Source organism: Streptococcus vestibularis, from assembly GCF_900636445.1.
In the GTDB taxonomy this organism is placed as follows: domain Bacteria; phylum Bacillota; class Bacilli; order Lactobacillales; family Streptococcaceae; genus Streptococcus; species Streptococcus vestibularis.
In genome coordinates this window covers 1,885,931-1,910,731 of record NZ_LR134275.1, presented here as the reverse complement: position 1 = coordinate 1,910,731, position 24,801 = coordinate 1,885,931, and the positions used below count along the sequence as shown (strand labels likewise).

Here is a 24,801-nt window from a genome sequence, read left to right as displayed (position 1 = left end):
TGAGTTTATAATTGATTATATCATAAAAATAAACACGATGTCTAAGAAGGAGAATTATGTTAGCAGAATTAAAGGCTCTTCTAAAAAGTCCAAAGCTATGGATAACCATTATTGGTGTTTCATTGATACCCGCTTTGTATAATCTAATCTTTTTATCTTCTATGTGGGATCCTTACGGTAATGTGAAAAATCTGCCAGTGGCAGTGGTGAACAAAGATAAGAGCGCTAGTTTTCAAGATAAGACTCTTAATATTGGTCACGATATGGTTGACAATATGTCTAAAAATAAAAATTTAGACTATCATTTTGTAACTGAAAATGAAGCACAAAAAGGAATAGAAGACGGTGATTACTATATGGTAATCACTTTTCCAGAAAATCTCTCAAGTAACGCAGCAAGTCTTCTGACAAATGATCCCAAGAAACTTGAAATCTCTTATCAGACAACAGCAGGTCATAGCTTCGTTTCTTCAAAAATGAGCGATTCTGCCATGTCTAAGTTAAAGGATACCGTTTCTAAAAATATTACGTCAACTTATGTTGGAGCAGTGTTTAAGAGTATGTCTCAACTTCAAGGTGGTATGGGAACTGCAGCGAATGGGGCCAGTCAATTATATGCAGGTGCAGGAGCACTTCAATCTGGAAGTCAGACCTTGTCAAATGGTCTAGGGACTCTTGCTGGCTCTACTCAAACATTGGCTACAGGTGTTGATACCTTGAGTTCAGGCGCGTCTGCCTATACTTCAGGTGTGTCAACTTTGTCAGTCGCTTTGTCACAGTTAAACGCGAACTCTGAGGCCGTTAATTCTGCTGCAGGTCAATTTGTATCAGGAGCAGAGGCCATGAATACCTTAGTTACAGGTGCAGATTCGTTGTCAACAGCGCTCAGTCAAATGGCTACAGCAACAAGTTTATCCGAAGAACAGCAAGCACAGTTGTCAACCCTGTCAACTAATTTAACTGATTTAAATACAGCAATTCAAAATCTTAATACAGCGGTAAGTAACACATCATTACCAAGTGGAACATCAACAACATCAGTAGATACAAGTTCAATAGCGACTTATCTTTCAAATATTTCTTCTGCAGCTAGCTCTATAGCTACAGCTAGTGCAACTGATAAAGCAACTGATTTGGCTGCGGTACAAGGAACAGCTGCTTATCAAAGCTTGACGGCAGATCAACAAGCAGAGATTACATCGGCAATTAGTAATGCAGGATCTACAGCTAGTAGCTATGCTTCAACTATTGCATCAGATGTGTCAAGTATGTCAACGGCCTTATCTAGCTTGACAGGTACGACAACAACTAGTAGCGGAGATTCAAGTAGTTTAGCTTCTCTACAAACATCTATTTCAGGTATTGCAAGTTCGGCGAATGCTCTTCTTCCTGTAGCTTCATCAACGGTATCATCAATGCAAGCTAATATTGCTAATGTCAATTCGGTACTTGTCAATCAATTATCACCAGGAGCAATTCAAGTGGCTTCAGGTGTGTCAACCGCTCAAAGTACTCTAGCAACAGGTGCAAGCGCACTTTCAACTGGTTTGTCAACTTATACTGGTGCTGTTTCAACAATTGCCAGTGGCGCTCAAACTCTAGATGCTAACAGTAGTAGTTTAATGACCGGTTTTTCTACTCTTCAAAGTGGTACAAGTGCTCTCAATACAGGTGCCCAACAATTAGCAACTGGAGGGAACACTTTAACAAATGGCTTGACAAGTCTGTCAACTAACCTTTCTACATTATCTAATTCATTAAACAAGGCTAATCAGCAAATCTCTCTTGTTTCTGTAAACTCAGACAATGCAAAAATGGTGAGTGCTCCGCTCAAAGAGAAGAAAATTGATAAGGATAAGGTTGACACTAATGGTGTGGGAATGGCTCCATATATGATTTCTGTTTCTCTTATGGTTGTCGCTCTTTCAACTAATGTTATCTTTGCTAAGAGCTTGACAGGAAGAAAATTTACGAGCCGTTTTGATTGGGCTAAAAATAAGTTACTTATCAATGGTATTATTACAACTATGGCTGCTATTGCGCTTTATATTGCCATTCGATTTGTGGGAGTTGAACCAAATCATCCATTAGCTACATTTGGTATGATTCTCCTTGTAGCATGGACTTTAATGGCGCTGGTTACAGCCCTTGTAGGTTGGGATCATAGATATGGCGCATTTGCTTCCATGATTCTGCTGCTTTTGCAACTAGGGGCTAGTGCAGGGACTTATCCAATTGAACTTAGTCCTAAGTTCTTTAAGATCATCCAACCATTCTTACCAATGTCCTACTCCGTATCAGGTCTTCGTCAAACTATTTCAATGACAGGACAGATCTCAGATCAAGTACGTATGTTATTCATTTTCTTACTTATTTTTGTAGTTATAGGTATTATTATTTATAGACCGAAGTATGAAAATGAATAAACTAAAAGCCAGCTCTAATGTGAGCTGGCTTTTTTATGTTATTCAACAGTTATATCACCGAGGTCTGAGGTAATGGTAAGTGTATTATCCTTTGAAATCTTAAGGTTATTTGTAATGTCAACCTCTCCTGAGTGACTATCGGCTTGAACATTGAGCGTGTAATCTTTAAGAGCTATTTCAATATCACCGGTTGTAACATCAAGTTTATTGTGACCATTGAAAATCAGGTTATCTCCAGAGTAATCTCCCATTGCAATAGATAAATCTAAGTTAGTAAAAAGTGTATGATCACTATCAACACTACCAACATCAAGGTTAGCTTTTAGTTGGCTGACAATCATTTTAGTAAAAGTTAGGTCCCCTACATTTAGATTAATGTCTGCTTGTTTGATGGTGCTATTACTTAAATCTAGATTTCCAGTTGCTAAATCAACCTTTAAAAAATCAATCGTTTGTTTTTTAGGGAGTGTAATGACAATGGTTTTATTTCTGACTTCCTCGTTGAGAGTAGAAAGCCTTACTAAATCTTTTAATCCGAAAAAGTTAATATGTTTGTTAGAAGTTGAATCTAATTCAGAGTTGTTATCATTGATAGTCAATTGACCATCCTTTACAGATGTGCCAATTGGATTTTTTGTTTTTTGGTAGTAAGAAAGCGTTGCTTTGTCAACGTCACCATTTTTTATAAGCACATTGTAGCTACTACTTTTAATATCAATTTTATTGAAGTCCTTAACTTCTTTCTTGACATGATCTTGCTCATTTTTAGTTTGATTTTGTAAATCTGTTAAGCCACCTTGGCTATAACCCCAAGCTACTAATCCTCCTCCTAAAAATAGAGAGGTAAGAGACACTCCGAGGACAATCTTTTTCCAAGTTTTCATGATTTTCTTCCTTTCTTGATGAGCCATTTAATCAATAGGGTAATTAGCTTTACAATAAGTTTACAGATTTCAAATGAAATCAAAAGTAGTAAGAGTGCTCCTCCAAACATTAATAGACCTAGACCTACTCCAAACAGTGTTGAAGCTAGTGAAACATTTAAGAGAGAGAAGCTTGTAAAGAAAGTGTAAACACCACTAATGAGTAAGGCAAAAGTAAGAGCTAAGGCAGTCACTATAACTGCAAAAATAATCAAAAGAAGTGTCAATAGCATAGCTAGGAAGAATAGTAGAATTGGTAAGGCGACTGGACTGGCTAAAACAGCTAGGATCGCAATCCAAAGGATAGTTGTTTTATTACGTAAGCTGCTCTTGTCCTCAACAATCTTTTCGTCTAGAAGACGACTAATGACTTCATATGCGGCTTCCTTAGGTGTACCTAATTCTGCAATAACCTGAGCTTCATTTTCAGGCCCGGTCTCTTCAAAATATTCCATGAAATACTCGAGAGCCTCTTCGTAGTCCTTTTGTGGTAATTTTCGTAGATATTTTGTTAATTTGGCTATATATTCAGTCCTTGTCATGTCTTAATCTCCCTTCAACAATACCATCCAGAGTTTCTTTGTAGGTTAACCATTCTTCATTAAGAAATTGAAGTTGATTTTTTCCCTCTTGGGTAATACTGTAATATTTACGTTTACGCCCTTGATACGCTTGGCTATAGGTGGTCATATAGCCTGCTTTCTCAAGCTTTTTGAGAATAGGATAAAGTGTTGACTCCTTGATATTAGTCGCAAGCTTTATGGTTTGACTAATCTCATAGCCATAAGAGTCTTCTCTATCGATAATAGCTAGTATTAGTAACTCTATCAGGATTGACGATGTTGGAAAATACATAGTGTGCTCCTTTGCTTTTAGGATATGTATAAAAATTATATATAATTATTTTACACATTGAGTGTATCTCTTTTAGAAAGATATGTCAATATTTTATATATAAAAATTTTATATAATAGGGCTATTTTCTTTTTTATGATAATATGAAGTCAAGGAGTTCTTATGACTATTAAAGATAAACTAGCTCATTACGAGCCGAAGCCGCTAGGGGAGAAAAGACGCTATGCGGTGCTTTTACCCCTAATATATGATGTAAAAACTGATAAGTATCAAATTCTTTACCAAGTACGAAGTGAGCATATTTCTCAACCAGGTGAGGTCTCTTTTCCTGGTGGCCGTGTCGAAGATGGTGAGACTTTTCAAGAAGCTGCTATACGAGAAACATGTGAGGAACTAAACTTAATTCCTGACCAAATAGATATTTGGGGAGAGATTGATTATCTGATTCATCAGGGGAGAACCATCCATTGCTTTGTTGGAAAGATAAATATAGAAAATTGGGAGCATATTCATCCAAATGAAGAGGTGAAACGGTTGTTTATAGTTTGTGTTGACACATTGTTGACAGAAGGTCCGATTTATTACAAAGTCACTTCTACCTTGAGTGATGCGAAAGGTTTCCCATTTTTCTTGGTAAAAAACAGAGAAAGATACAATTTTGGGTACAGTGAACGTCATATTCCTTTTTACAGGAACTTGACAGAGAATATATGGGGAATGACAGCTATGTTTACACATAGATTTACAGATATTTTAAAAGGTTTAGAGTCAAAATAAAAGATCAACGGTAATATATTGATCTTTTTACTATTAGTTTGTTTACTAGGTGTAAAAAAGTAAAATCCATTTCTGAAATAGGGTATCGGGTAGGTCTTTAAAGCTTAATGTATGGGTAGTTAGAGTATTACTAACATTGTTTTCAAAATAAATATTGAGTTTTTTATCTAGGTTGTGAAACTTTATATTGAACAATGACTTTTTCGCTTTATTGTATACTCTCTGCGATAGGAAGGGAGGAGTAAGATATTAATAGAGCCTATTATGCTTTTGTGCTCTTTTGACTAGAACTAATAACTGTTATATTTGTTAATCATAACCACCCGTCTAACGGGTGGTTTGACCAAGGGCTATAAGCCCATAATACCAGCCAGCGCCTAAAGACGCTGGCTTTCACTTTGTTCAAGCCTTATTGCTTTTGACTCGTCACAAGCCTCTCAAAGAGGCATTCGCATTACTTACCGTTATCCCTAAAGGGATTTTCATATTCTTTCACGCTTAATTTATCTAAAGCGATATCATGCTTCTCTTGTTCCTGAATATATTTCTTAATTGTGGCTTCATTAAGTCCTACCATACTTACATAATAACCTTCTGCCCAAAAATGTCTGTTCCCAAATTTATATTTTAAATTGGCGTGTTTATCAAACATCATTAATGCACTTTTACCTTTCAAATATCCCATAAAACTAGCTACACTCATTCGTGGTGGAATACTTACTAACATATGGACATGATCTGGCATTAAGTGGCCTTCTATTATTTCAACGCCTTTATATTGGCATAGTCTATGAAAAATCTCTCCCAGACTACTCCTATATTGATTATAGATTATTTTTCGTCTATACTTAGGTGTAAATACAATGTGGTACTTACACATCCATTTTGTATGTGATAAACTGTGAGCTTTTTGCGCCATAGTCTTAACTCCTTCCGCTTTACAATTGGCTTGAACACCTATATTGTAACTCGTTTGGAGTTTTTTTGTTATGACGGTATAACCTTCGATGCGCACCCGCATAGCGGGTGGTTTATCTGTTTCGCACCTTCGGAGCGAAACGGACTTAAAGTCACATAATAAAAAAGCCATGAAAATCTTATTTTCATGGCTTCTTTATTCAATTATTTAACCTCAGTAAGGGTTAAATAACTATGCTATAAACCTTTTAATATCAAGGGTTATAGGCTTTTGAAGTAAAAAGGTAGTGATAAAGGTCGTGATGAAATCAACTTGCCAGTTCTTCCATTTTATTTAGGAAAATATCCACTGCTTCAAACTTCTTTTTAGGAGCTAATTCAGCATAGATATCCATAGTTGTTGATATGGATTTGTGCCCCATTCTATGTTGTAACTCTTTCCAATTCATACCAGCATTTAACATCATAGAAGCGTGTGTATGGCGGAAGAGGTGGAAGCCATAGTCAGGTAAACCAAGAGCTGATAATCGCTTTTTAAGGGTTGCTCGTTCGTTCCTATCACACATATAGTTACCGTATATGGTTGGAAAAATGAGTGGAGATGTTGGTAAACCATGTTCTTCAAAATAGACAGTCATTTCTTCATGAAACTCTTTGAGATTTTCCATGACTGAAAGTGGAACGGCAACTCTGCGATTTCCAGAGTCAGTTTTAGGAGCTTGCTTACAAACCATCTCTCCTTTGAGACCTAGTTTCTTGTTTGCACTTTTCCACATCAGTGTTTTGCTAACAAGAATTTCATTAGTTTCAAAATCTAGGTCAGATATTTCTAATGCCAATAACTCATTTATTCGCAATGCAGATGCTAATAGTGTGTAGCAAATGACCTTAAAGCGTCTATTTGCTCTTGTGTTGGGCAAGTTTTCAAGGTAGGATAACCAGTGCCTCAAGTCGTCATCATGTAGTACCATGATACGTTCTTTGCTCGCCTTAGGTTTTGGAGGGATTTTGATTGATTTAGCTGGGTTAGTAGTCAGCCCACAGTTTGTAATACCAAAATCAAAAATATCACTGACCTTGTGAGCCATAGCTCCAAAATCCTTTGCACTACCTTTTGGGGCACGCTTTACGCCAGAATCAACGGATTTTTTAGCTTTTTCAGCTAACTTGTTGACCCAAAGTTGAATATCAGCAGGCTCAATCTGGTCAGGTTTATAGTCCCCAAAGTAAGGAATAATATAGGTATCAAGATACCCTCTAACTCGATTAATGGTATTTTGTGAAGATACCCAAGTTTTGAAGTTGCTAAACCATACCTCAGCTAGACTTTCAAAGTTATCAATTTGGGTAGTTTCTTTAATAGTAGAGCCAGCTTTTTCAAACTCAATTTTAGCTTCAACAATTTTTCTATCCAAAGATTTTAATGTTTTAGCAGTAATGGTTTTTGTGATTCGTTTTCCAGTTTTTACATCAGTTCCAATGTAAACCCCTTTGATTGAATAGCTGATATCACCATTTTGTTTGGTGATTTTTGTTATCTTTTTGTTATTGTGTTGAATGATTTCTTTACTCATAAAGCCTCTTTCTTCGGACAATCAAAAGGCTAGAATAGAACCCTCACATTCTTTGTTTGATAATCATATTCTAGCATATTTGGAAGTTAAATAGTTAAAAAATCAATGACGTCTTCCATTTTATAATAGACAGTACGTGTTCCTTCAATTGGAGGTTCAAGGCGTTTCAAACCTTTATTTTCCCATGTTTTCAAGGTGTTAGGAGAAATCTGTAAAATTTTTAGAAGTTCTTTTTGCGTTACAATTCCATAAGAACCAGTATTTTGTAGTCCTTTCTGAATAACTGTAATAAGTGTATTTAGCAACTCTTCAATTTGGTTTAGTTTAATCGTGTCCATCGGTTGTTCCTCCGTGTTCTTCCATAACTTTTTCTAACCGTTTCGGATTGTGCCGACGTGAATCCAGATAACGAGCGAAAAAGTAAGTGCGTTCAATGATTAGTCCTAGTAAAGCGGTGTTATTATCTCGTGCGTACCAGACTAGTTCTTCAAATTCTGTGAAGTCATTTTGTTCAATCGTATCAATGACCTCAGTTGTAAAGTCATCAGAATTTTGTTGCACTAGAAATTTATCTAGTTCAAAACCACAACCGCTTTCAATATCCTCAATATTGTAAGGACTTTTATCAGGATTTTCTGCATGGATAAAATAGTCATACATTCCCTTTGGAGATATTACAGGTTCGACATGAGCAGGACCGTTTAATTTATCCTTGATAAGTTCCGAGACTTGAGAATAACTTTTAAGAGAATCGAAATAGAATGCACCATGTTTATGAGCTTTTTTAAACTCTCCAGTTTTCTTATTTATATCTTTATCATGCCACGGTGAAAGTACAAAAGGGACATGAATTTCTTCAAGTATATCTAAATAGTTATCTGGTGCACTTTCTTTATAGAATAGGAAAGCCCACTTATTGGAACGTTGTTCTTTTGCCATAAGCAAGTACCTCTTTTGAATTTATTTGAATTGTGTGATTACTGATTATTGATTTTATGGGGGTCGTAGTAACCCCATAAAATCCTAGAGTATAGAACGGTGCTGTCTGGCTTTCACTTCGTGAGCCACAGCACCGTTCCTTTTAGCTATTTTCGTTTAGTACCGACAAAGTACAACCATTTGCCGTTTCGTTCAGGTCTTGAAAAGTAATAGTCAGAGTTACAGTTGTAGATTTCTTCACTAATAAGCATTTCCATATCTTTTAGAATTTTTGTTGCTTGTTGAGTTTTAGGGATGCGAATCAATAGGGTAACTTTATTCTCTCGAATGTCTACAATTGTTTTTCGCACTGCTTGATTAAAGTATTTATTAATGGGGTTGTAGTGTGTCACTTTTGTTTGTTCTATGGCTGTTACGGTTTCAGAGTATTCACTTTGCCTTAAAAATATACGCATAGAAAATGTCTGATAAACAGATTTCCATAAGTTTGTTAGACTGTCTTCCTTCAATCGTAAGAAAACTTCACAATAAATAAGGGCTAAGAAAAGGAAGAGCGAGACAAAAGCAATAAGCAAGTTAGTAATATAAAGTAAACTTACAAACTGATAAAGGAAGGCTAGATAAGTAATACTTTGTAAAGTGTTCATGCTGATACTAAATATAATAGAACCGACAGAACAAAGAAAAATTAGAATTAATAACAAGGTACAGATGTTGAATATTTGTTGATAATAATTTCTTTTCATTGGCTAGAGAATACCTTTCTTTGTGTAGTAGGTTGGACAAAGTAGGGGCAAAACCTGATAAGGGTGTTCATTATCTATAATCTGGATAAGCCCAGTTCCTTTTCCAATCGGAATCACAATACCTTCTGGGTCAAGGTCTGGAAACAAAAACTGTGTAGTTTTCTGGTTGATATTTCCAATCTGAATAAGTACATTGAGCTGTTCACGGACTGATACAGGAATTGTATTGTGGTCAAAACGCTGACTAATAAGGAGTAAATGCACTTTGGTTGCTCGTCCTAACAATGCAATTTGAGAGAGTAAGGAAAAGAAGGAATCCTTGATATTTTTATTAACTCCCTCAGACAAAGCAAGTACCTCGTCAATGACAATAGTTAGATGTTTAAACTCATGACGTGGATTTTCAAAGAGAATCCCTTGACGCTTATGAATAACAGACAGACATTGACTCAAACTTTCGTTAATTTCTGATACAAAATCAGACTTGGAGCGGTTCTCTTGAGGGTGAATGACAGCAATTTGATGTTGCCTTGCCCAGCGTGAGGGAGTATCGAACTTAGGGTCAACGATAATTAAGTCAGAAATGTTTTTAAGGACACTTAGCATATACGTCAGAGCATAGCTTTTTCCACTTCCTGAATTACCAGCAATGGCGATAGAAGTTACTTTATCATAGTTAATCACCAAATTTTTCATGATAGGAATATCATTCCCTTTTAGTGATGACGTGAATTGTTCAAGTTCAGAAATGATAAGGCGTTCAGAAATACCTTTTTTCCATGGAAAGAACAGTCCTCGTTGAACATGAATATCATCTGTTTTTAATGCGACAAAGAAAGCAGAATTTTGCTTTAATAATGTGTACTGTGGATAGAGTGACGCATTAGCAATTAGGAAAATCTTTTGATATAAGTCGTCATCAATGATAAATCCAGATGGAAGACGTGGAACGAAGATAAAACCATCTTCTTGAACAGAAATATTAAAAGAATTGGTATACGATGTTTCGCCCTGCAATACAGAGCCTAAAGCCATATTTAGGCTCTGTAACAGGTATTGTTCCAATTCTCTTTTTGCAAGAGAGTGAACCATTATTTCACCTCTTTCAATCCGTCTGCTTTGAAATAAACATTATAATTTACTTCGCATGCCTGCAAATTATCAAAGGTAACAAGAGAAAGATATTCAGGAAGTGCAGGTTCTTCAAGGAATTTTACTTGAAATGGTGGAAGTCCTTTTTGTCCGAACCATGTTTTATAAGCAATAATCTCACCGGTTGGTTTGCCATCTTCAAATTTTTGTTGGGGCTCAATTTCTTCACTAAGTAAGTAAATAGGAGCTTGAAGGTTAACGTATTGTTCTGCTGTTTGGTTTGAATATCCGCCTTTGCGGTATTTGGGTTTCATTTTCATTTTGAAATACCTCTTGTATTCTATTTTTTATTTTGTAGTGTTGTTGATATGCTCGGTTTGAGGTCATGAGCTAGACTTGTTAATTTTTTCCTTTCTATCTTATAGGAGATTCAGGAAATGGATTTCGGAGTTTTTTGAAAATTAATTATTTTTTATTTTTCTCCCTATCTTTAAGGAGATTCGGTAGTCTAAATTCGGAGCGTCTTCAAAAAAACTGATAATCAGATTGATTACCAGTTTCAAGGATTACTTAAATATAATCTTTCAGTTGTTGCTGTAACATCTTTTGATATTTTTTGAAATGAGTTGTTACTGTCTTGTCGCTCATTCCTAGAAGATTTGCTAGTTTGGTTGATGGCATGGGTTTATCAGTTAATTTACCAATCATAATGAGTTTATCCTCTGGTTTTAAATCGTCAAGGAATTTGATGACAACCTCTATTAGTTCATTGGTTAAAAGAACTTCTTCACCATTTGAAGAAGGGGCAGCTATCAACTCATAGAGGTCAGTGGCTCGTCCATCAATGGAAATGTTTTCATCAAGACTCCCGAGGTTATGATAACGGTCACGACGATTGGCATTAGCAAATGCTTTATTGTCATTACGTAAGAATTTATCCCAACGTTTTATCTCTTCTTTATCCTCTGGAGTAAGACGGTCGTTAAATGTTTTTGCTGGCATATTAGCCTCTTTCTAAGTCCTGAGTTTGGACAGAAAGAAACTAGTATGAGCTGCACTGAATAACCGATGTAGTGCAAAAAGGCACAACAAATAAACGGATAAACAGATATATGCGGAACTTGACCATTATCGCCAGAGTTTTCATATTCGTTTCAATCCGTCCACTTGGTGCGCACTAGTTAGGACTGTTTTATTATTTATTTGAAGAAAAAGACACACAATTTTGATATAATTACAAGTAAATCTGTCATGTCTCATCTTCACTCTAAAGTATGGAGTAGATAACGTTATTGTCAATCTTTAAAAAGGTAGATAGAGTGGATAGAGTTACTAAATATATTGCGAGGAGTAAAGATGTCTGATAAAAATTCACATTTAACAGGAGGTATATTATTTGGTCTCATTATCGAAGCTAGAAAAGCTAGAAAAAGAGTACGTAGTACCAAACTAAATTACGTTGAAACAGATAAAAGTGATGGTTTAAATGAAGATGATATGATGTTATCGTTCATCGAGATCTTTACAGGGGAATCCCTTTTAAAACCTAAAGGGACATCATTTAAAAAGAATGTGTCTGACTATAAAAAATGTGTGACAAATACTACAACGTATTTGACCTTTGACGACCAAACTTTTATTGATTCTTTTGAAACTTCAGTTAATCAAAATAAAAAAGACACACTTGAGAGTGTGTCTGCGTTTATAAGTAATAAGTTTTCAGAGCCAAAATTGAAATGGTTTGCTTCTGCTATTATAGAAACAATCTGTAATGATGAAACAATTGATATTTCGGAACGATTTAAGGTTTCTACTAATAATACTGTATCTAAGTCAGAATTATTAAGTATTACAACAGTAGAAATTGAGCCATTCTTATTAGATGTGATGAGATATATATTTGTAAATAAAATTGATAATACACTCGGTAAAGCAACATTTGAGAAATGGTATTCTCAAAATGGAGTAAGTACGCAATGGAAATTCAGCAACTCAGAACTGGGAAAGTCTTTGCCTAATTTAGAAATAACTCGTTATAACCCAAGTGTGGAAGAGTTGAATGAACAAACTGCTGGAATAGTAGAACAAGAGCATGTTGAAGAATCAGAAATTGAGAACGAAGAAGAGAATGAATTTAATACTGAAGATAAAGAATCTATGAAACAACAAGTATTGAATAATTCAAAAATCATAAATCAGTATGCTAACAATATCTATAATATAGAACATTTAGAAAACCTAAACTAAGGAGAGTACATTGGCAAACTTACCTGATAAACAAGGGAATTTAGCATCGGGATTTCCGACACAGACACTACAACAAAATGCAGATAGAATTTATAACATTGAGCAAGCGAACAATGTAAACAATATCGTCAACTATACACCTGCACGTAAAATACTTTCTCCTAATGAATACTACAACTTATTTATAATTTACGGTGAACAGTATGAAGGAGATTCATTTACCATAGAAAATGGAAGAATTTTTGAATATACAAATACAGCAATAAAACAAAAGTTTTCTCAATTCACACTAGAAGATATTGACGAAATAACAAGGTTACCAGCTCTATTTCTCCCTGAGTACAGTGATATGAATCAAGATATAAAAATTGGATTTTTCGGAAAGTTAGTAGACATAGATAAAAGAGCTGGAGATACAAAATTTGATTTTCATAAAGAGTGTGAAATTGATTTAGAATCAGTAGTATTTCATCAATCTGCTTTGAAATTAGAAAAGTGGGAACTTAGTAGAACTCACTGGGCAATAAAGCGAGCTAACTTAATGGATATATTAGAAAGTTTAACCAATGGCAACGAAACAGAGTAAAGAAGTAAAAATCCAACGTGAAGTTGAAAAATGGCTAACGTCTTATGACATGGAATTTGTGACACAAAATGAAAGTGTTAACCCAGAAATTGACAAAGCTTTGTCAAAAGCACCTTCTAAAACAGGTGGTGAGGGTGCAAATTTGGTTGATGTTAAGCTATTATTGAAAGATAGCAAGCTAGACTACTACCCGATTATGATTGAATTGAAGTGGGGTAGTAACAAACTTGAAAAGCTGGACAAAGAAGAACATGTCGCCAATACGAAAACAAGTGGTAAAGAAAAGGGCGAACCCAACTATACCAATATCAACGGTTATGCGGTAAATGGGGCAGTTCACTATGCTAATGCTATTCTTCAATATTCTAGTTATACAGATGTGATTGCGATTGGGATTACAGGAGATGAGGACGAGGCAGGCAACCTTGAAACTCGCTTTGGTGTTTACTATGTTTCCAAATCTAACTATGGTATTGGTCAAAAAGTTGGTGAGTATTCTGACTTATCCTTCCTAAAACCTGAAAACTTTGATGAATTTACAGAAAAGGTAAAAGAGTTACAATTATCAGAAGCTGAACTACGTTTGATTCACCAAAAACGTGAAGATAGAATTGAAGACGCTCTAACAAAGATAAATGAAAGTCTCTTTAACAAACAGAAAAACATCAGTGCTTTGGCACGTATTCATCTAGTGGCTGCTAGTATCATGGCAAACTTAGGGGTTGCAGGTAAGGTGAAACCCTTAGAGCCAGCAGATTTAAAATCTTCTGATGAAGAAGGTGATACAGATGGAGATATTTTAATTCGTAAAATTAAGGCGTTTCTGAAAGAGAAGAATCTACCACAAGCTAAACAAAAACAAATTTTGCGTCATTTAGAGCCTACGATTCTTGAATCTAGCTTTTCAGACCCAAGAAATGGGGTGTCTCTCCTCAAAGAAATCTTTACAGAGGTGATTGATGACCTAGGCTATTTCTACAAAATCGGAGTAGATACGGACTTTACAGGCAAGCTCTTTAATATCATGTTTAGATGGTTGAGTTTTGCAGGAGACGACCAAAATGACGTGGTATTAACTCCTCGGTATGTGGCACTTCTGATGGCGAAATTAGCACGAGTAAACAAAGATTCCTACGTTTGGGACTTTGCGACTGGTTCGGGTGGTCTATTAGTGGCTGCCATGAATCTGATGTTAGACGATGCTAAAAAAGAAATTACAAGCCCTGACGAACTCAGAGAAAAGGAAGAGAAAATAAAAGCTGAACAAATTCTTGGAATTGAAATTCTTCCAGAAATCTACATGTTAGCTGTTTTGAACATGATTCTCATGGGAGATGGTTCAAGTAATATCTTGCAAGATGATAGTTTGAAAAAGTTTGATGGGAAATACGGTTATGGCAAAGATAATGAAAACTTTCCAGCAGATGTTTTCCTTTTGAATCCTCCTTATTCTGAAACAGGGAACGGTATGAACTTTGTCAAGCGTGCCTTATCTATGATGAAGGGTGGCTATGCTTCTATCATTATTCAAGATTCAGCAGGTGCTGGAAAAGCTAAAGAAATCAATCAGAAGATTTTAGAACATAACACGCTTTTAGCGTCTATCAAAATGCCAATGGATATCTTTATTGGTAAGTCTAACGTTCAAACTTCTATCTATGTCTTTAAGGTTGGAGAAAAACACGAAGCCAAACATCGAGTGAAGTTTATTGACTTACGAAATGATGGTTATAAACGTTCAAACCGTAAGAAATCAAAAGCTAGCACTAACCTACAAGATGTTGATAATGCGGTAGGACGCTATGAAGAAGTGGTTAATCTCGTCAGATTTGGTAAAGCTGAGTTGAATATTTTCACAGAAAAAGAGTACATTGAAGATGTTATTGCTCTGTCAGGTGAAAAATACGGTGAAGATTGGAACTTTGACCAGCATATCAAAATCAGTTCAATTCCAAGTATTAGAGATTTTAAAAAGACAGTAGCTAATTATCTATCATGGGAAGTTAGCCAATTATTGAAGAATAAAGAGGAAGACTCATCAAAAAAAGTTTAAGCCCTCGTCTTCAACAAGTAGAACAACAGTTCTATGAACAAGGAGGCGAGTGGCAGGCTTTTAGATTAAATAAGCTTTTTCGTGATATAAAAAGAGGGGATATCCAGAATCAAGGATTGCTTGTTGAAGACTCTAAGGGAATCGCATTTATTGCACAAAATGATTCTGGCAATGGTTTTGTAACAAGAGTACTTAATGATAAGCAATACAGGGAGTTTAATGGGAATTCAATTATTGTAGGAAGACAAACAGGCATTGTATATTTTCAACCAGAAAAATTTGTTACTACAGATGGTGTACTGGTGTTAGAGCCTTCTGAATTTGATTTGAATAAACTTTCGGGACTGTTTTTTACCGCCGTACTTCAGAATCATTTGAATCATTTTGGATACACGAATACTGTTTCGGCACAAAAATTAAATGAAATTGAATTGATATTGCCTGCCATAAAATCAAAAATAGCATTTAATTTTATGGAAAAATTTATAAAAGCACTCGAGGCGGAACGCATCGAGACGCTCGAGGCGTATCTATTAGTAAGTGGTTTTAAAGATTATAAACTTATTCAAGAAGAAGAAGAGGCTTTAGAGGTATTTGATAAACAACAATGGCAAGAGTTCCGCATTGGTGATTTGTTTGATAGAGTTAAAACCAAGAAATTACCTTATAAAGCAAAAGAATTACCAAAAGAACCACAAGAAGAATTCAGCTTACCTGCCTTGACCTCTAGTTTTATGAATCAAGGATTAAACTACTATGTTCCTAAGGAAGGAGCAACGGTTCTACAAAATGTTATCTCTATCCCGTCTAACAGTGATGTTTATAGGGCTTACTTCCAATCACAAGAGTTTACTGTCTTGTCTGATGCTTATGCTATTGATTGGATTGGTTCGGATAAGCAACTAAGACCAAATGACTACCTCTTTATTGTTCCGAGTATCAATAAGGTTACAGACCTACCGATTTACTCATATAAAAACAAATTAGGTGGTTGGAATGTAGTCAAGGATAAACTGATAAAATTACCAGTCAATGAAAAGGGAGAAATCCATTTTGATTACATGGCAACCTTGGTACAAGCTATTAAAAAATTAGCTATTAAAGATGTCGTCTTGTACGCTGATAAACAAATCGAAGCGACAAAAGAAGTTGTGGCAAAATAAAAAACGCAGGCTGGTTTGAGCCTGCGTTTTGGATTCCACAAATTTTAGAAAAGGTTTAATATTTGGTCATGATATCTCCAAGACTTTTGATTTGTTGTTTAATAATGTGGTATTGTTCAGTTGAACTTTTAGGGAGAACATATCTTGTAGACCGTCCCTTACCTTCTATTTCAATATACTTTTTATTTTGTAGGGATTTCAGGTTTTCTCTAAATTTGTACTCTGTCATTAGAGAATTTTCAAGAATATCATTTTTAGTAATGCTACCATTTTTAATGATATATTCAAGTATTATCTTTTCGCTCTCTGATGTGTCTGTATAAGAAGACAGTAAATCCACCTTCCAGATTGTAATAATAGTACTATCAAAAGTTGTACTTACTTCAGGAATTTTTAGTTTATATTTTTCGGAAATATCAAAAATTTTAGGTCCACCTGACCCAGCTTTTTCTGACATCCCAATTCTTCGGAATAGTGAAGAGATTGTACTATTTCTTGTTTTGGAAGTACCACCATGTATAAATTCGGGAATGGAAATTTTCATCTTACCTGGATTTTTAAATTCATAGAAATCCTGATATGCTGTAATAACTATAGGAGAATCAAAATCATAGTAAGCATGCATTAAGCAGTTTACTAAAGCCTCACGTATAGATTCAGATAGGTCTTTCTTGAATGGTAAACGATGAGCAGATTCATTACTGAGCTCAAATCTATCATTTGTTGTAGTAGTTAATTTATTATATGATAAATTGAAAAAGTCGAACATATTCAAATCAGGGTACATCATATCACCAGTTGAAATTCTATCGTTCCATCTAGTTGAAAGAGATGTATCTTTTTCAAAATAGTCTAATTGAAATTTGGGATAACGAGAAATGATAGAATTATACTTTCCAAAGAATATCAGTCCTCCTGCAGTTAATTTATATGTATTATCTGTCCTGTCTTTTTTAAATACACCAATTTCGATTAGAAAATCTCTCAAAGAAATGCTATTATATTTTGTATTACCAGTAAGTTTAATTAATAATTGCTTGTAATGTTCTATGGTATCTAAATTTAGGTCATTTTCGTCAAAATTATTAAGCAATTCACTATCAATATCATCATGTGAACTAGTCATAAGATATTTGAGTTCTTCTTTATCAAGTTGAACGTCGCCCTCGCCTAACCTTTTATATGACTTACGGTAATCATTTTTAAGATGAACGGGTTTTTGGTCAGGGTTAGCTTCTCTTACAGTGACTACAATAAGTTGTTTATTCTTGTTTGGGATATCAACATATTCGATATCGTTGTCGGTAAGTAGATTACAACTAACTTTTTGCTTATTTGCGACTAAAGCGAATAAATTGTCTCGTATTTTTTGAGGATTATTGACTCCTTGGTAAGGGTCAATATTTTTTTCGTCCATCCCGAGAATTATTTTTCCGCCATTAGTATTTGCAAATGCTGAGTAGGTTTCCCAGAAAGATTCTGGAAGACTATTTTTAGCTTTTTTGTATTCTAAATCAACCCCTTCAACTTTTAAGTCCATATTTTTCCTTCCTAAAAATATAATGTTGCTTAAATTTGTTTTTAAAACGATTGTCACGCGAAAACCCCAATTTGACAGGTAATTAAAATCATTGATTTTATCGTGTTTCTGAGGATTTATCTTAAATAGTTATACGAAAATCACGCGAAAATCACGCGAAAATCACGCGAATATTTTTCATCAAAAATCAGTAAAAAAATGTAGAATCTAGAATATATAGAATCTAATTTTAGATTTTTTGATGAGACTTTTAAAACCCTATGCATGACTTTATAATCTATTCTATTATAACACAACGATAAGAAAAAATAGATGTGGGAGCAAGCATAGAAAAAGAGAAACCTCACAATGAAGTTTCTCTTGCTTTTTATTGTCCGAATCAGTATTCTTATTTCAAATAAAGGTAGTGAAAAAGGTAGTGATTCGGTTGATTTATATTGCGATGTAGTGAAATTTAGAAAATCAAGAATCGCTTTAAATCAAGGTTTCTACCGTCTAGTGACGTGTAGTGAATCCCTATTTCACCTCAGTAAAGATTACGTGTTTACGCAATTTTGGTGAGTATTTCTTCAATTGAAGACGGTCTGGAGTGTTACGTTTGTTTTTTGAAGTAAGGTACAAGCGTTCACCAGATTCTTTGTGTTCAAGTGTAATATTTACGCGCATGGTATCTCCCTTCTATTATTTAGCTGCGTTAGCTTTAGCGATTTTACGTCCTTTGTAGTATCCTTTAAGTGATACACGGTGAGAACGTGAGTAATCTCCAGTTGTTTCGTCAAATTGTACTGATGGAGCAGTCAATTTGTAGTGTGTACGACGTTTGTTTTTCTTCGCTTTTGAAGTGTGACGTGCAGGTACTGCCATTTCTTTATTTCCTCCGAATTAATATTTATGTTCTTGATTTTAAATCAACTATAACAGAATAACATATCTTTTTTGTAAAGTAAAGTTACTTGACAAAAACTTTTCATCAATAGATATAGTTAAAAGTTATAGATTTTGATAGCAATTACATATTTCACAGCTATAAGGGTAAGTGCTAGAATAGGCTTATTATAACGTTAAGTGAAAGAATAAAAAGGAGTAAATAACTATGAGTAAAGTACATTATCATTTTGATCATGTTGGTTCTTACCTTCGTCCACAGGCTCTAAAAGAAGCACGTGAAAAATTTGCTAATGGTGAGATTTCGCAAGAAGAATTACTGAAAGTGCAAGATGAATTGGTTAAGGAATTGGTTCACCATGAGGTAGAAAATGGTCTTCAAGTAGTTTCTGATGGTGAATTTGGTCGTTCTTGGTGGCACCTTGATTTCCTATGGAATTTAACTGGTTTTGAAGCTTACCAACAAGAAGATTCATATAAATTCCATGGTGCTAAGACACGTACAACCAACGTTCGTATCAACGGTAAAATTGCCGAAAATTCTAATCATCCCTTCTATCGCGACTTTGAATATCTTAAATCAGTGACTCCTGAAGGAATCACTCCAAAAGTTACTATTCCAAGCCCATCACTCATCATTAACCGTGACCACCGTAGTGATCTCTATGCAGATTACTATGATTCATGGACTGATTTCCTTGATGATTTGGCTAAAGCTTACCATGATACCATCCAACATTTCTACGATTTAGGTGCACGTTATGTGCAATTGGATGATACAACTTGGGGTTATTTGATTCAACAGTTTGAGAATGAAAAAAATAATCCTGAGAAAACAGCTGAGTTGGCAAAAATTGCTGAGGATGATGTGTACACTATCAATAAAGCTTTGAAAGGTCTTCCAGAAGATTTGACTTTGGCTACTCACATTTGTCGTGGGAACTTTAAGTCTACGTACCTTTTTGAAGGTGGCTATGATTCAGTAGCTAAGTATCTTGGTCAATTGAACTATGATATTTTCTTCTTGGAATATGATGATGCGCGTTCAGGTAGCTTCGCACCACTTCCAACGATTTGGAATAACCGTGATCATGTTGAATTGGTACTTGGTGTGATTACTTCTAAGGATCCTAACTTGGAAAATGTAGATGCTGTCATTGATCGTATCTATGCAGCGGCTGAACTTGTACCACTTAAGAACCTTGGGATTTCAACTCAATGTGGTTTTGCCTCAACTGAAGAAGGTAACATCTTGACTGAGCAAGACGAGTGGAATAAATTGCAATTGATTAAAGCTATTACTGATAAGGTTTGGTCATAATAGAGAAAGTTCAGGGAACAGGCTCAGCTTGTTCTCTCTTTTTATGAATATAGAAAAGAAGTGTCATGAACTATAAAGAGGCAGGACAGAAGATTAATCATTGTGGCAGGCAAAGAGGTCTGTTTTTTTCTTACGTTGAAAAATCCTCCACCATTTCCCAAAAGCTGTATAAATTATGATAGAATAGAGTGATTATATCTGTAATAACGGAAAAGGAGGGCAGGTCTATTTGAGGCCTGTATCATCATTATGAAACTTCAAAAACCTAAGGGAACGCAGGATATTTTACCTGCGGATAGTGCTAAATGGCAGTACGTGGAAAATGTTGCACGTGAAACATTTAAGAAATACAATTATGGTGAAATTCGTACACCTATGTTTGAACATTACGAGGTCATTTCACGTTCAGTAGGTGATACAACTGACATCGTTACTAAGGAAATGTATGATTTTCATGATAAGGGAGACCGTCATATTACACTTCGTCCAGAAGGGACAGCACCAGTTGTACGCTCTTATGTAGAAAACAAACTCTTTGCGCCAGAGGTTCAAAAACCTGTTAAAGTTTATTATATTGGGTCAATGTTCCGTTATGAACGTCCTCAAGCAGGACGCTTGCGCGAGTTCCACCAACTAGGTGTAGAGTGCTTTGGATCAAAAAATCCAGCAACAGATGTTGAAACCATTGCTATGACTTACCAACTCTTTAATACGCTTGGCATCAAGGATGTTACTCTTCATTTGAATAGCCTTGGAAATACTGAGAGTCGTCTGGCTTATCGTCAGGCCTTAATTGACTACTTGACACCAATGCGTGAAAGTTTGTCAAAAGATAGTCAACGTCGTTTGGATGAAAATCCTTTGCGAGTGCTCGATTCAAAAGAAAAAGAAGATAAGGTTGCAGTTGAAAATGCTCCATCTATCCTTGATTATTTAGATGAAGAAAGTCAAGCGCACTTTGACGAAGTACGTACTATGCTCGATAGTCTTAACATTCCTTACGTGATTGATACTAATATGGTACGTGGTCTTGATTACTACAACCACACGATTTTTGAATTTGTTACCACTATTGATAAGTCTGAATTGACAATATGTGCAGGCGGTCGTTACGATAGTTTGGTTGAATACTTCGGTGGTCCAGAAACAGCTGGTTTTGGTTTTGGACTTGGTTTAGAACGCTTGCTTTTGGTTCTTGATAAACAAGGTATTGAGCTTCCGGAGGAAGAAAGTCTGGATGTGTACATTGCAGTACTTGGTTCAGGTGCCAATGGCAAAGCTCTTGAGTTAATTCAAGCTATCCGCTATCAAGGATTTAAGGCTGAACGTGATTACCTTGGACGTAAGATTAAGGCGCAATTTAAGTCAGCAGATACCTTCAAGGCCAAGACGGTTATCACATTGGGTGAGAGTGAAGTGGAGTCAGGTCAGGTCAATGTCAAAAATAATGCTACTCGTGAGGAAGTTACTGTAAGTTTCGAAGAGCTAACTAAAAACTTTGCAGCAGTCCTCAAGCAGTTAGAAAAGTAGGAGGCATATGGTTAGTATAGTTGATATGCTCAAACGGAGTGAAAAGTTCAGTTTGGCTTTTGATCGTAGTATGCCCATTCGTTTCCAACAACAGTTTTGGCAGTTGATCGCCTTTCTTGATAAACATGACATTACTTGGTTCAATGATGAGACTGCAAGTGATCATGCGATGTGCCAGCAATTACTTGGTCAAGTTTGGCATCAAGATTGTCAAGATGTGGTCTTGAGTTTTGAAACTCAGGAACGTTATTTGGGGTGGCAGGTAGACGAGGAAACTGATGAACTTAGTGTTATCATTGAAGATGTTTACGGATTCCGTTGGAATAGTTTACTTGACTTAGAAACAGCCGATTATCGTTTTGAAGATTTTGAAGAGTTTGCTGAAGATTACGTAGATACTAGTGATTTGTTGAAACAATTTGGCAAATAGTTTTATAAAAAAGAAAGTCTATTAAAATTCTAACCTGAAATGGGTGGGGTTTTGATGGGCTTTTTGCTATAATAGTTAAGACTAAAAAATTAACGAAAGAAGTGTATTTATGGAACGTTCTATGTATGCCGGACGTGTTCGTAGTGAACACATTGGAACTACTATTACTTTGAAAGGTTGGGTATCTCGCCGTCGTAATCTCGGAGGTTTGATTTTTATCGATCTTCGTGACCGTGAAGGTTTGATGCAGTTGGTTGTTAACCCTGAAAATGCGGATGCTAATGTTGTTGAAACAGCTGAGAGCTTGCGTAGTGAATTTGTTATTGAAGTAACAGGAACTGTTGAAGCGCGTGAACAAGCTAATGCTAATTTGCCTACAGGTGCTGTCGAACTTAAAGTTGAAGACCTTAAAGTCCTTAATACTGCCAAAACAACACCATTTGAAATCAAAGATGGTGTTGAGGCTAGTGATGATACACGTATGCGTTACCGCTACTTGGATCTGCGTCGTCCAGAGATGTTGGAAAACTTTAAGCTCCGTGCAAAGGTAACCCACGCCATCCGTAATTATCTTGATGACTTGGAATTTATCGATGTTGAAACACCAATGTTGACAAAATCTACACCAGAAGGTGCTCGTGATTACTTGGTTCCAAGCAGAGTTAACCAAGGTCACTTTTATGCTCTTCCTCAAAGTCCTCAAATCACTAAGCAATTATTGATGAATGCTGGTTTTGACCGTTACTATCAAATTGTTAAGTGTTTCCGTGATGAAGATTTGCGTGGAGACCGTCAACCTGAGTTTACACAAGTTGACTTGGAAACGTCATTCCTTAATGAGCAAGAAATCCAAGATATTACAGAAGGCTTGATTGCTAAGGTTATGAAAGAAACTAAAGGAATTGAAGTTACACTACCATTCCCACGAATGTCTTATGATGATGCCATGAATAACTATGGTTCTGACAAGCCAGATACACGCTTTGACATGCTTTTACAAGACTTGACAGAGGTTGTCAAGGGTGTAGACTTCAAAGTGTTTGCTGAGGCGCCAGCTGTTAAGGCGATTGTTGCCAAAGGAAATGCAGACAAATACTCACGTAAAAGTATTGACAAGTTGACAGAGTTTGCCAAACAATTTGGCGCTAAGGGTCTTGCTTGGGTTAAGATGACTGACGGTGCTCTAGCAGGTCCAGTTGCTAAATTCTTGACAAGTATTGAAGATAAGTTGACAGATACTTTACACCTTGAAGAGAATGATCTAGTTCTTTTTGTAGCAGATACACATGAAATCGCTAACAACACACTAGGTGCTTTGCGTAATCAAATTGCTAAAGAACTTGACATGATTGACAACACTAAATTCAACTTCCTTTGGGTTGTTGATTGGCCAATGTTTGAGTGGTCTGAAGAAGAAGGACGCTATATGTCTGCTCACCACCCATTTACTTTGCCAACAGAAGATTCTGCAGCAGAGCTTGAAGGGGATCTTTCCAAGGTACGTGCTGTAGCTTATGATATTGTCTTGAATGGTTATGAGCTTGGTGGGGGTAGTCTACGTATCAATCATAAAGACCTACAGGAACGTATGTTGAAAGCCCTTGGTTTCTCTGAAGAATCAGCCTATGAGCAATTTGGATTCCTTCTTGAAGCCATGGACTATGGTTTCCCACCACATGGTGGTTTGGCTATCGGTCTCGACCGCTTCGTCATGCTTCTTGCAGGTAAAGATAATATCCGTGAAGTGATTGCCTTCCCTAAAAATAATAAGGCATCAGATCCTATGACTCAGGCTCCAAGTCTTGTGGCTGATAAACAGTTGGAAGAACTTGCCCTTCATGTAGATTTAGAAAATGAATAAAGCACCTCTTCATAAACATGTTAAATTTGTAGCGAAAAAGTCTGCGAAGAAAATGGGTATTTTGCAGGCTGCACGTAGTATTTCCCGTGAAAAATATACTGAAAAAGTCTCAGCTTCTTTACTTTACGGGCTCTTATCGTCAATCGCCGTTAATTTCTTTTTTCAACCTGGACATGTTTACTCCAGTGGAGCAACAGGTTTGGCACAGGTTTTATCGGCATTGAGTGTTAGAACTTTGGGGTTTGAGATACCAGTATCATTGACTTTCTATGCGATTAATATTCCACTTTTGATTTTAGCTTGGTATAAGATTGGTCACAAATTTACCATCTTCACCTTCATTACGGTAACAATGAGCTCCCTTTTTATTCAGGCGATGCCTCATGTGACCTTAACGGAGGATCCATTGATTAATGCTATTTTTGGTGGTCTGGTCATGGGAACAGGGATTGGTTTCGGTCTAAAATCACGTATCTCTAGTGGAGGAACAGATATCGTCAGTCTTACTATTCGTAAGAAAACGGGTCGTGATGTTGGGAATATCTCCTTGATTGTCAATGGGATTATCATGATTTTTGCAGGTATACTTTTTGGTTGGAAATATGCCCTTTATTCAATGGTGACAATTTTTGTCTCAAGCCGAGTAACGGATGCGATTTTCACTAAACAGAAGAAAATGCAGGCAATGATTGTTACAAGTAATCCAGATCCAGTTGTACGGATGATTCAGAAGAAACTCCATCGTGGAGTAACGATGATTAATGATGCGGAAGGTACTTATAATCATGAAAAAAAAGCAGTATTGCTGACTATTATTACCCGTGAAGAGTATACGGACTTCAAGTATTATATGAGAAAAGCAGACCCTAAAGCTTTTGTTTCAATCACAGAAAATGTACATATTCTAGGTCGCTTTGTTGATTTAGATGACTAAT

General features: G+C 35.9%; 25 protein-coding genes. 11 read left to right on the top strand and 14 right to left on the bottom strand.

Annotation, left to right across the window (positions count from 1 at the left end):
* Positions 1 to 56 precede the first annotated feature (56 nt).
* A complete protein-coding gene (locus EL076_RS09705) occupies positions 57 to 2,426 on the top strand; it encodes a YhgE/Pip domain-containing protein (protein WP_126430121.1) in 2,370 nt (789 codons plus the stop codon).
* 38 nt (positions 2,427 to 2,464) lie between these two features.
* Here the strand turns inward: EL076_RS09705 and EL076_RS09700 are convergent, their stop codons facing one another.
* The 3 genes from EL076_RS09700 to EL076_RS09690 are packed head-to-tail and all read right to left on the bottom strand — an operon-like array spanning position 2,465 to position 4,204.
* Complete coding sequence (locus EL076_RS09700) at positions 2,465 to 3,310, bottom strand: DUF4097 family beta strand repeat-containing protein (RefSeq protein ID WP_126430120.1); 846 nt, start codon at positions 3,308 to 3,310, stop codon at positions 2,465 to 2,467.
* The gene (locus tag EL076_RS09695; protein WP_126430119.1) at positions 3,307 to 3,891 is read right to left on the bottom strand and encodes a DUF1700 domain-containing protein; all 585 of its coding nucleotides are present in this window, start codon (positions 3,889 to 3,891) and stop codon (positions 3,307 to 3,309) included. Before EL076_RS09695 ends, EL076_RS09700 begins: the two co-directional genes overlap by 4 nt.
* Positions 3,878 to 4,204 (bottom strand): PadR family transcriptional regulator, encoded by a 327-nt coding sequence (locus tag EL076_RS09690; RefSeq protein WP_126430118.1) that lies wholly within the window; start codon positions 4,202 to 4,204, stop codon positions 3,878 to 3,880. The genes EL076_RS09695 and EL076_RS09690 overlap by 14 nt, the downstream gene beginning before the upstream one ends.
* A 162-nt stretch (positions 4,205 to 4,366) precedes the next feature.
* Here EL076_RS09690 and EL076_RS09685 point away from each other — a divergent pair, with 162 nt between their 5' ends.
* Positions 4,367 to 4,981, top strand: coding sequence for an NUDIX hydrolase (locus EL076_RS09685; protein ID WP_126430117.1), 615 nt, complete (start codon positions 4,367 to 4,369; stop codon positions 4,979 to 4,981).
* 454 nt (positions 4,982 to 5,435) lie between these two features.
* On the opposite strand, the gene tnpA is transcribed toward EL076_RS09685, so the two are convergent.
* From tnpA to EL076_RS09645, 8 genes are all read right to left on the bottom strand, one after another.
* On the bottom strand, positions 5,436 to 5,900 hold the full coding sequence (tnpA, locus tag EL076_RS09680; RefSeq protein ID WP_126430164.1) for an IS200/IS605 family transposase: 465 nt from the start codon (positions 5,898 to 5,900) through the stop codon (positions 5,436 to 5,438).
* A 307-nt stretch (positions 5,901 to 6,207) separates the two neighbouring features.
* Positions 6,208 to 7,473, bottom strand: a complete 1,266-nt coding sequence (locus EL076_RS09675) for a tyrosine-type recombinase/integrase (RefSeq protein ID WP_126430116.1) — start codon at positions 7,471 to 7,473, stop codon at positions 6,208 to 6,210.
* Positions 7,474 to 7,559: 86 nt separating this feature from the next.
* Positions 7,560 to 7,811, bottom strand: a complete 252-nt coding sequence (locus EL076_RS09670) for a MerR family transcriptional regulator (protein ID WP_126430115.1) — start codon at positions 7,809 to 7,811, stop codon at positions 7,560 to 7,562.
* The gene (locus EL076_RS09665; RefSeq protein ID WP_045772051.1) at positions 7,798 to 8,412 is read right to left on the bottom strand and encodes a replication protein; all 615 of its coding nucleotides are present in this window, start codon (positions 8,410 to 8,412) and stop codon (positions 7,798 to 7,800) included. Before EL076_RS09665 ends, EL076_RS09670 begins: the two co-directional genes overlap by 14 nt.
* Positions 8,413 to 8,558: 146 nt before the next feature.
* On the bottom strand, positions 8,559 to 9,059 hold the full coding sequence (locus EL076_RS09660; protein WP_232009645.1) for a hypothetical protein: 501 nt from the start codon (positions 9,057 to 9,059) through the stop codon (positions 8,559 to 8,561).
* A 102-nt stretch (positions 9,060 to 9,161) separates the two neighbouring features.
* Positions 9,162 to 10,250: a cell division protein FtsK gene (locus EL076_RS09655; RefSeq protein WP_126430113.1), complete on the bottom strand. Its 1,089-nt coding sequence runs from the start codon at positions 10,248 to 10,250 to the stop codon at positions 9,162 to 9,164.
* Positions 10,250 to 10,564, bottom strand: a complete 315-nt coding sequence (locus tag EL076_RS09650; RefSeq protein WP_164555404.1) for a hypothetical protein — start codon at positions 10,562 to 10,564, stop codon at positions 10,250 to 10,252. Before EL076_RS09650 ends, EL076_RS09655 begins: the two co-directional genes overlap by 1 nt.
* Before the next feature lie 256 nt (positions 10,565 to 10,820).
* Positions 10,821 to 11,252 (bottom strand): sigma-70 RNA polymerase sigma factor region 4 domain-containing protein, encoded by a 432-nt coding sequence (locus tag EL076_RS09645; RefSeq protein WP_126430111.1) that lies wholly within the window; start codon positions 11,250 to 11,252, stop codon positions 10,821 to 10,823.
* Between the two features lie 354 nt (positions 11,253 to 11,606).
* On the opposite strand from EL076_RS09645, the gene EL076_RS10040 reads away from it, so the two are divergent.
* The 4 genes from EL076_RS10040 to EL076_RS09625 are packed head-to-tail and all read left to right on the top strand — an operon-like array spanning position 11,607 to position 16,299.
* The gene (locus EL076_RS10040; RefSeq protein ID WP_164555400.1) at positions 11,607 to 12,497 is read left to right on the top strand and encodes a hypothetical protein; all 891 of its coding nucleotides are present in this window, start codon (positions 11,607 to 11,609) and stop codon (positions 12,495 to 12,497) included.
* 10 nt (positions 12,498 to 12,507) lie between these two features.
* Positions 12,508 to 13,083, top strand: coding sequence for a hypothetical protein (locus EL076_RS09635; protein ID WP_126430110.1), 576 nt, complete (start codon positions 12,508 to 12,510; stop codon positions 13,081 to 13,083).
* Positions 13,064 to 15,136 carry an HsdM family class I SAM-dependent methyltransferase gene (locus EL076_RS09630; protein WP_126430109.1) on the top strand — a complete coding sequence of 691 codons (2,073 nt, stop codon included), beginning with the start codon at positions 13,064 to 13,066 and terminating at the stop codon, positions 15,134 to 15,136. The genes EL076_RS09635 and EL076_RS09630 overlap by 20 nt, the downstream gene beginning before the upstream one ends.
* Entirely contained in the window at positions 15,121 to 16,299 is a 1,179-nt protein-coding gene (locus EL076_RS09625; RefSeq protein WP_269148174.1) for a restriction endonuclease subunit S, read from the top strand. Before EL076_RS09630 ends, EL076_RS09625 begins: the two co-directional genes overlap by 16 nt.
* 55 nt (positions 16,300 to 16,354) lie before the next feature.
* Here the strand turns inward: EL076_RS09625 and EL076_RS09620 are convergent, their stop codons facing one another.
* The 3 genes from EL076_RS09620 to rpmF form a co-directional block, all read right to left on the bottom strand.
* Positions 16,355 to 17,839 carry an RNA-binding domain-containing protein gene (locus EL076_RS09620; RefSeq protein ID WP_126430107.1) on the bottom strand — a complete coding sequence of 495 codons (1,485 nt, stop codon included), beginning with the start codon at positions 17,837 to 17,839 and terminating at the stop codon, positions 16,355 to 16,357.
* A gap of 516 nt (positions 17,840 to 18,355) precedes the next feature.
* Complete coding sequence (rpmG, locus tag EL076_RS09615; RefSeq protein ID WP_002262412.1) at positions 18,356 to 18,505, bottom strand: 50S ribosomal protein L33; 150 nt, start codon at positions 18,503 to 18,505, stop codon at positions 18,356 to 18,358.
* Between the two features lie 15 nt (positions 18,506 to 18,520).
* Positions 18,521 to 18,703 carry a 50S ribosomal protein L32 gene (gene rpmF, locus EL076_RS09610; RefSeq protein ID WP_002885630.1) on the bottom strand — a complete coding sequence of 61 codons (183 nt, stop codon included), beginning with the start codon at positions 18,701 to 18,703 and terminating at the stop codon, positions 18,521 to 18,523.
* A gap of 229 nt (positions 18,704 to 18,932) precedes the next feature.
* Here rpmF and EL076_RS09605 point away from each other — a divergent pair, with 229 nt between their 5' ends.
* The 5 genes from EL076_RS09605 to EL076_RS09580 all read left to right on the top strand — a co-directional run bounded on the left by EL076_RS09605 (position 18,933) and on the right by EL076_RS09580 (position 24,800).
* Positions 18,933 to 20,045 (top strand): vitamin B12 independent methionine synthase, encoded by a 1,113-nt coding sequence (locus tag EL076_RS09605; RefSeq protein WP_126430106.1) that lies wholly within the window; start codon positions 18,933 to 18,935, stop codon positions 20,043 to 20,045.
* A gap of 249 nt (positions 20,046 to 20,294) precedes the next feature.
* Positions 20,295 to 21,575 (top strand): histidine--tRNA ligase, encoded by a 1,281-nt coding sequence (gene hisS / locus EL076_RS09600; protein ID WP_126430105.1) that lies wholly within the window; start codon positions 20,295 to 20,297, stop codon positions 21,573 to 21,575.
* Positions 21,576 to 21,582: 7 nt separating this feature from the next.
* Positions 21,583 to 22,005, top strand: coding sequence for a hypothetical protein (locus EL076_RS09595; protein WP_003091963.1), 423 nt, complete (start codon positions 21,583 to 21,585; stop codon positions 22,003 to 22,005).
* Between the two features lie 109 nt (positions 22,006 to 22,114).
* Complete coding sequence (aspS, locus tag EL076_RS09585) at positions 22,115 to 23,866, top strand: aspartate--tRNA ligase (protein ID WP_003092089.1); 1,752 nt, start codon at positions 22,115 to 22,117, stop codon at positions 23,864 to 23,866.
* Positions 23,859 to 24,800, top strand: coding sequence for a YitT family protein (locus EL076_RS09580; RefSeq protein WP_126430104.1), 942 nt, complete (start codon positions 23,859 to 23,861; stop codon positions 24,798 to 24,800). Before aspS ends, EL076_RS09580 begins: the two co-directional genes overlap by 8 nt.
* Position 24,801: the final 1 nt, after the last annotated feature.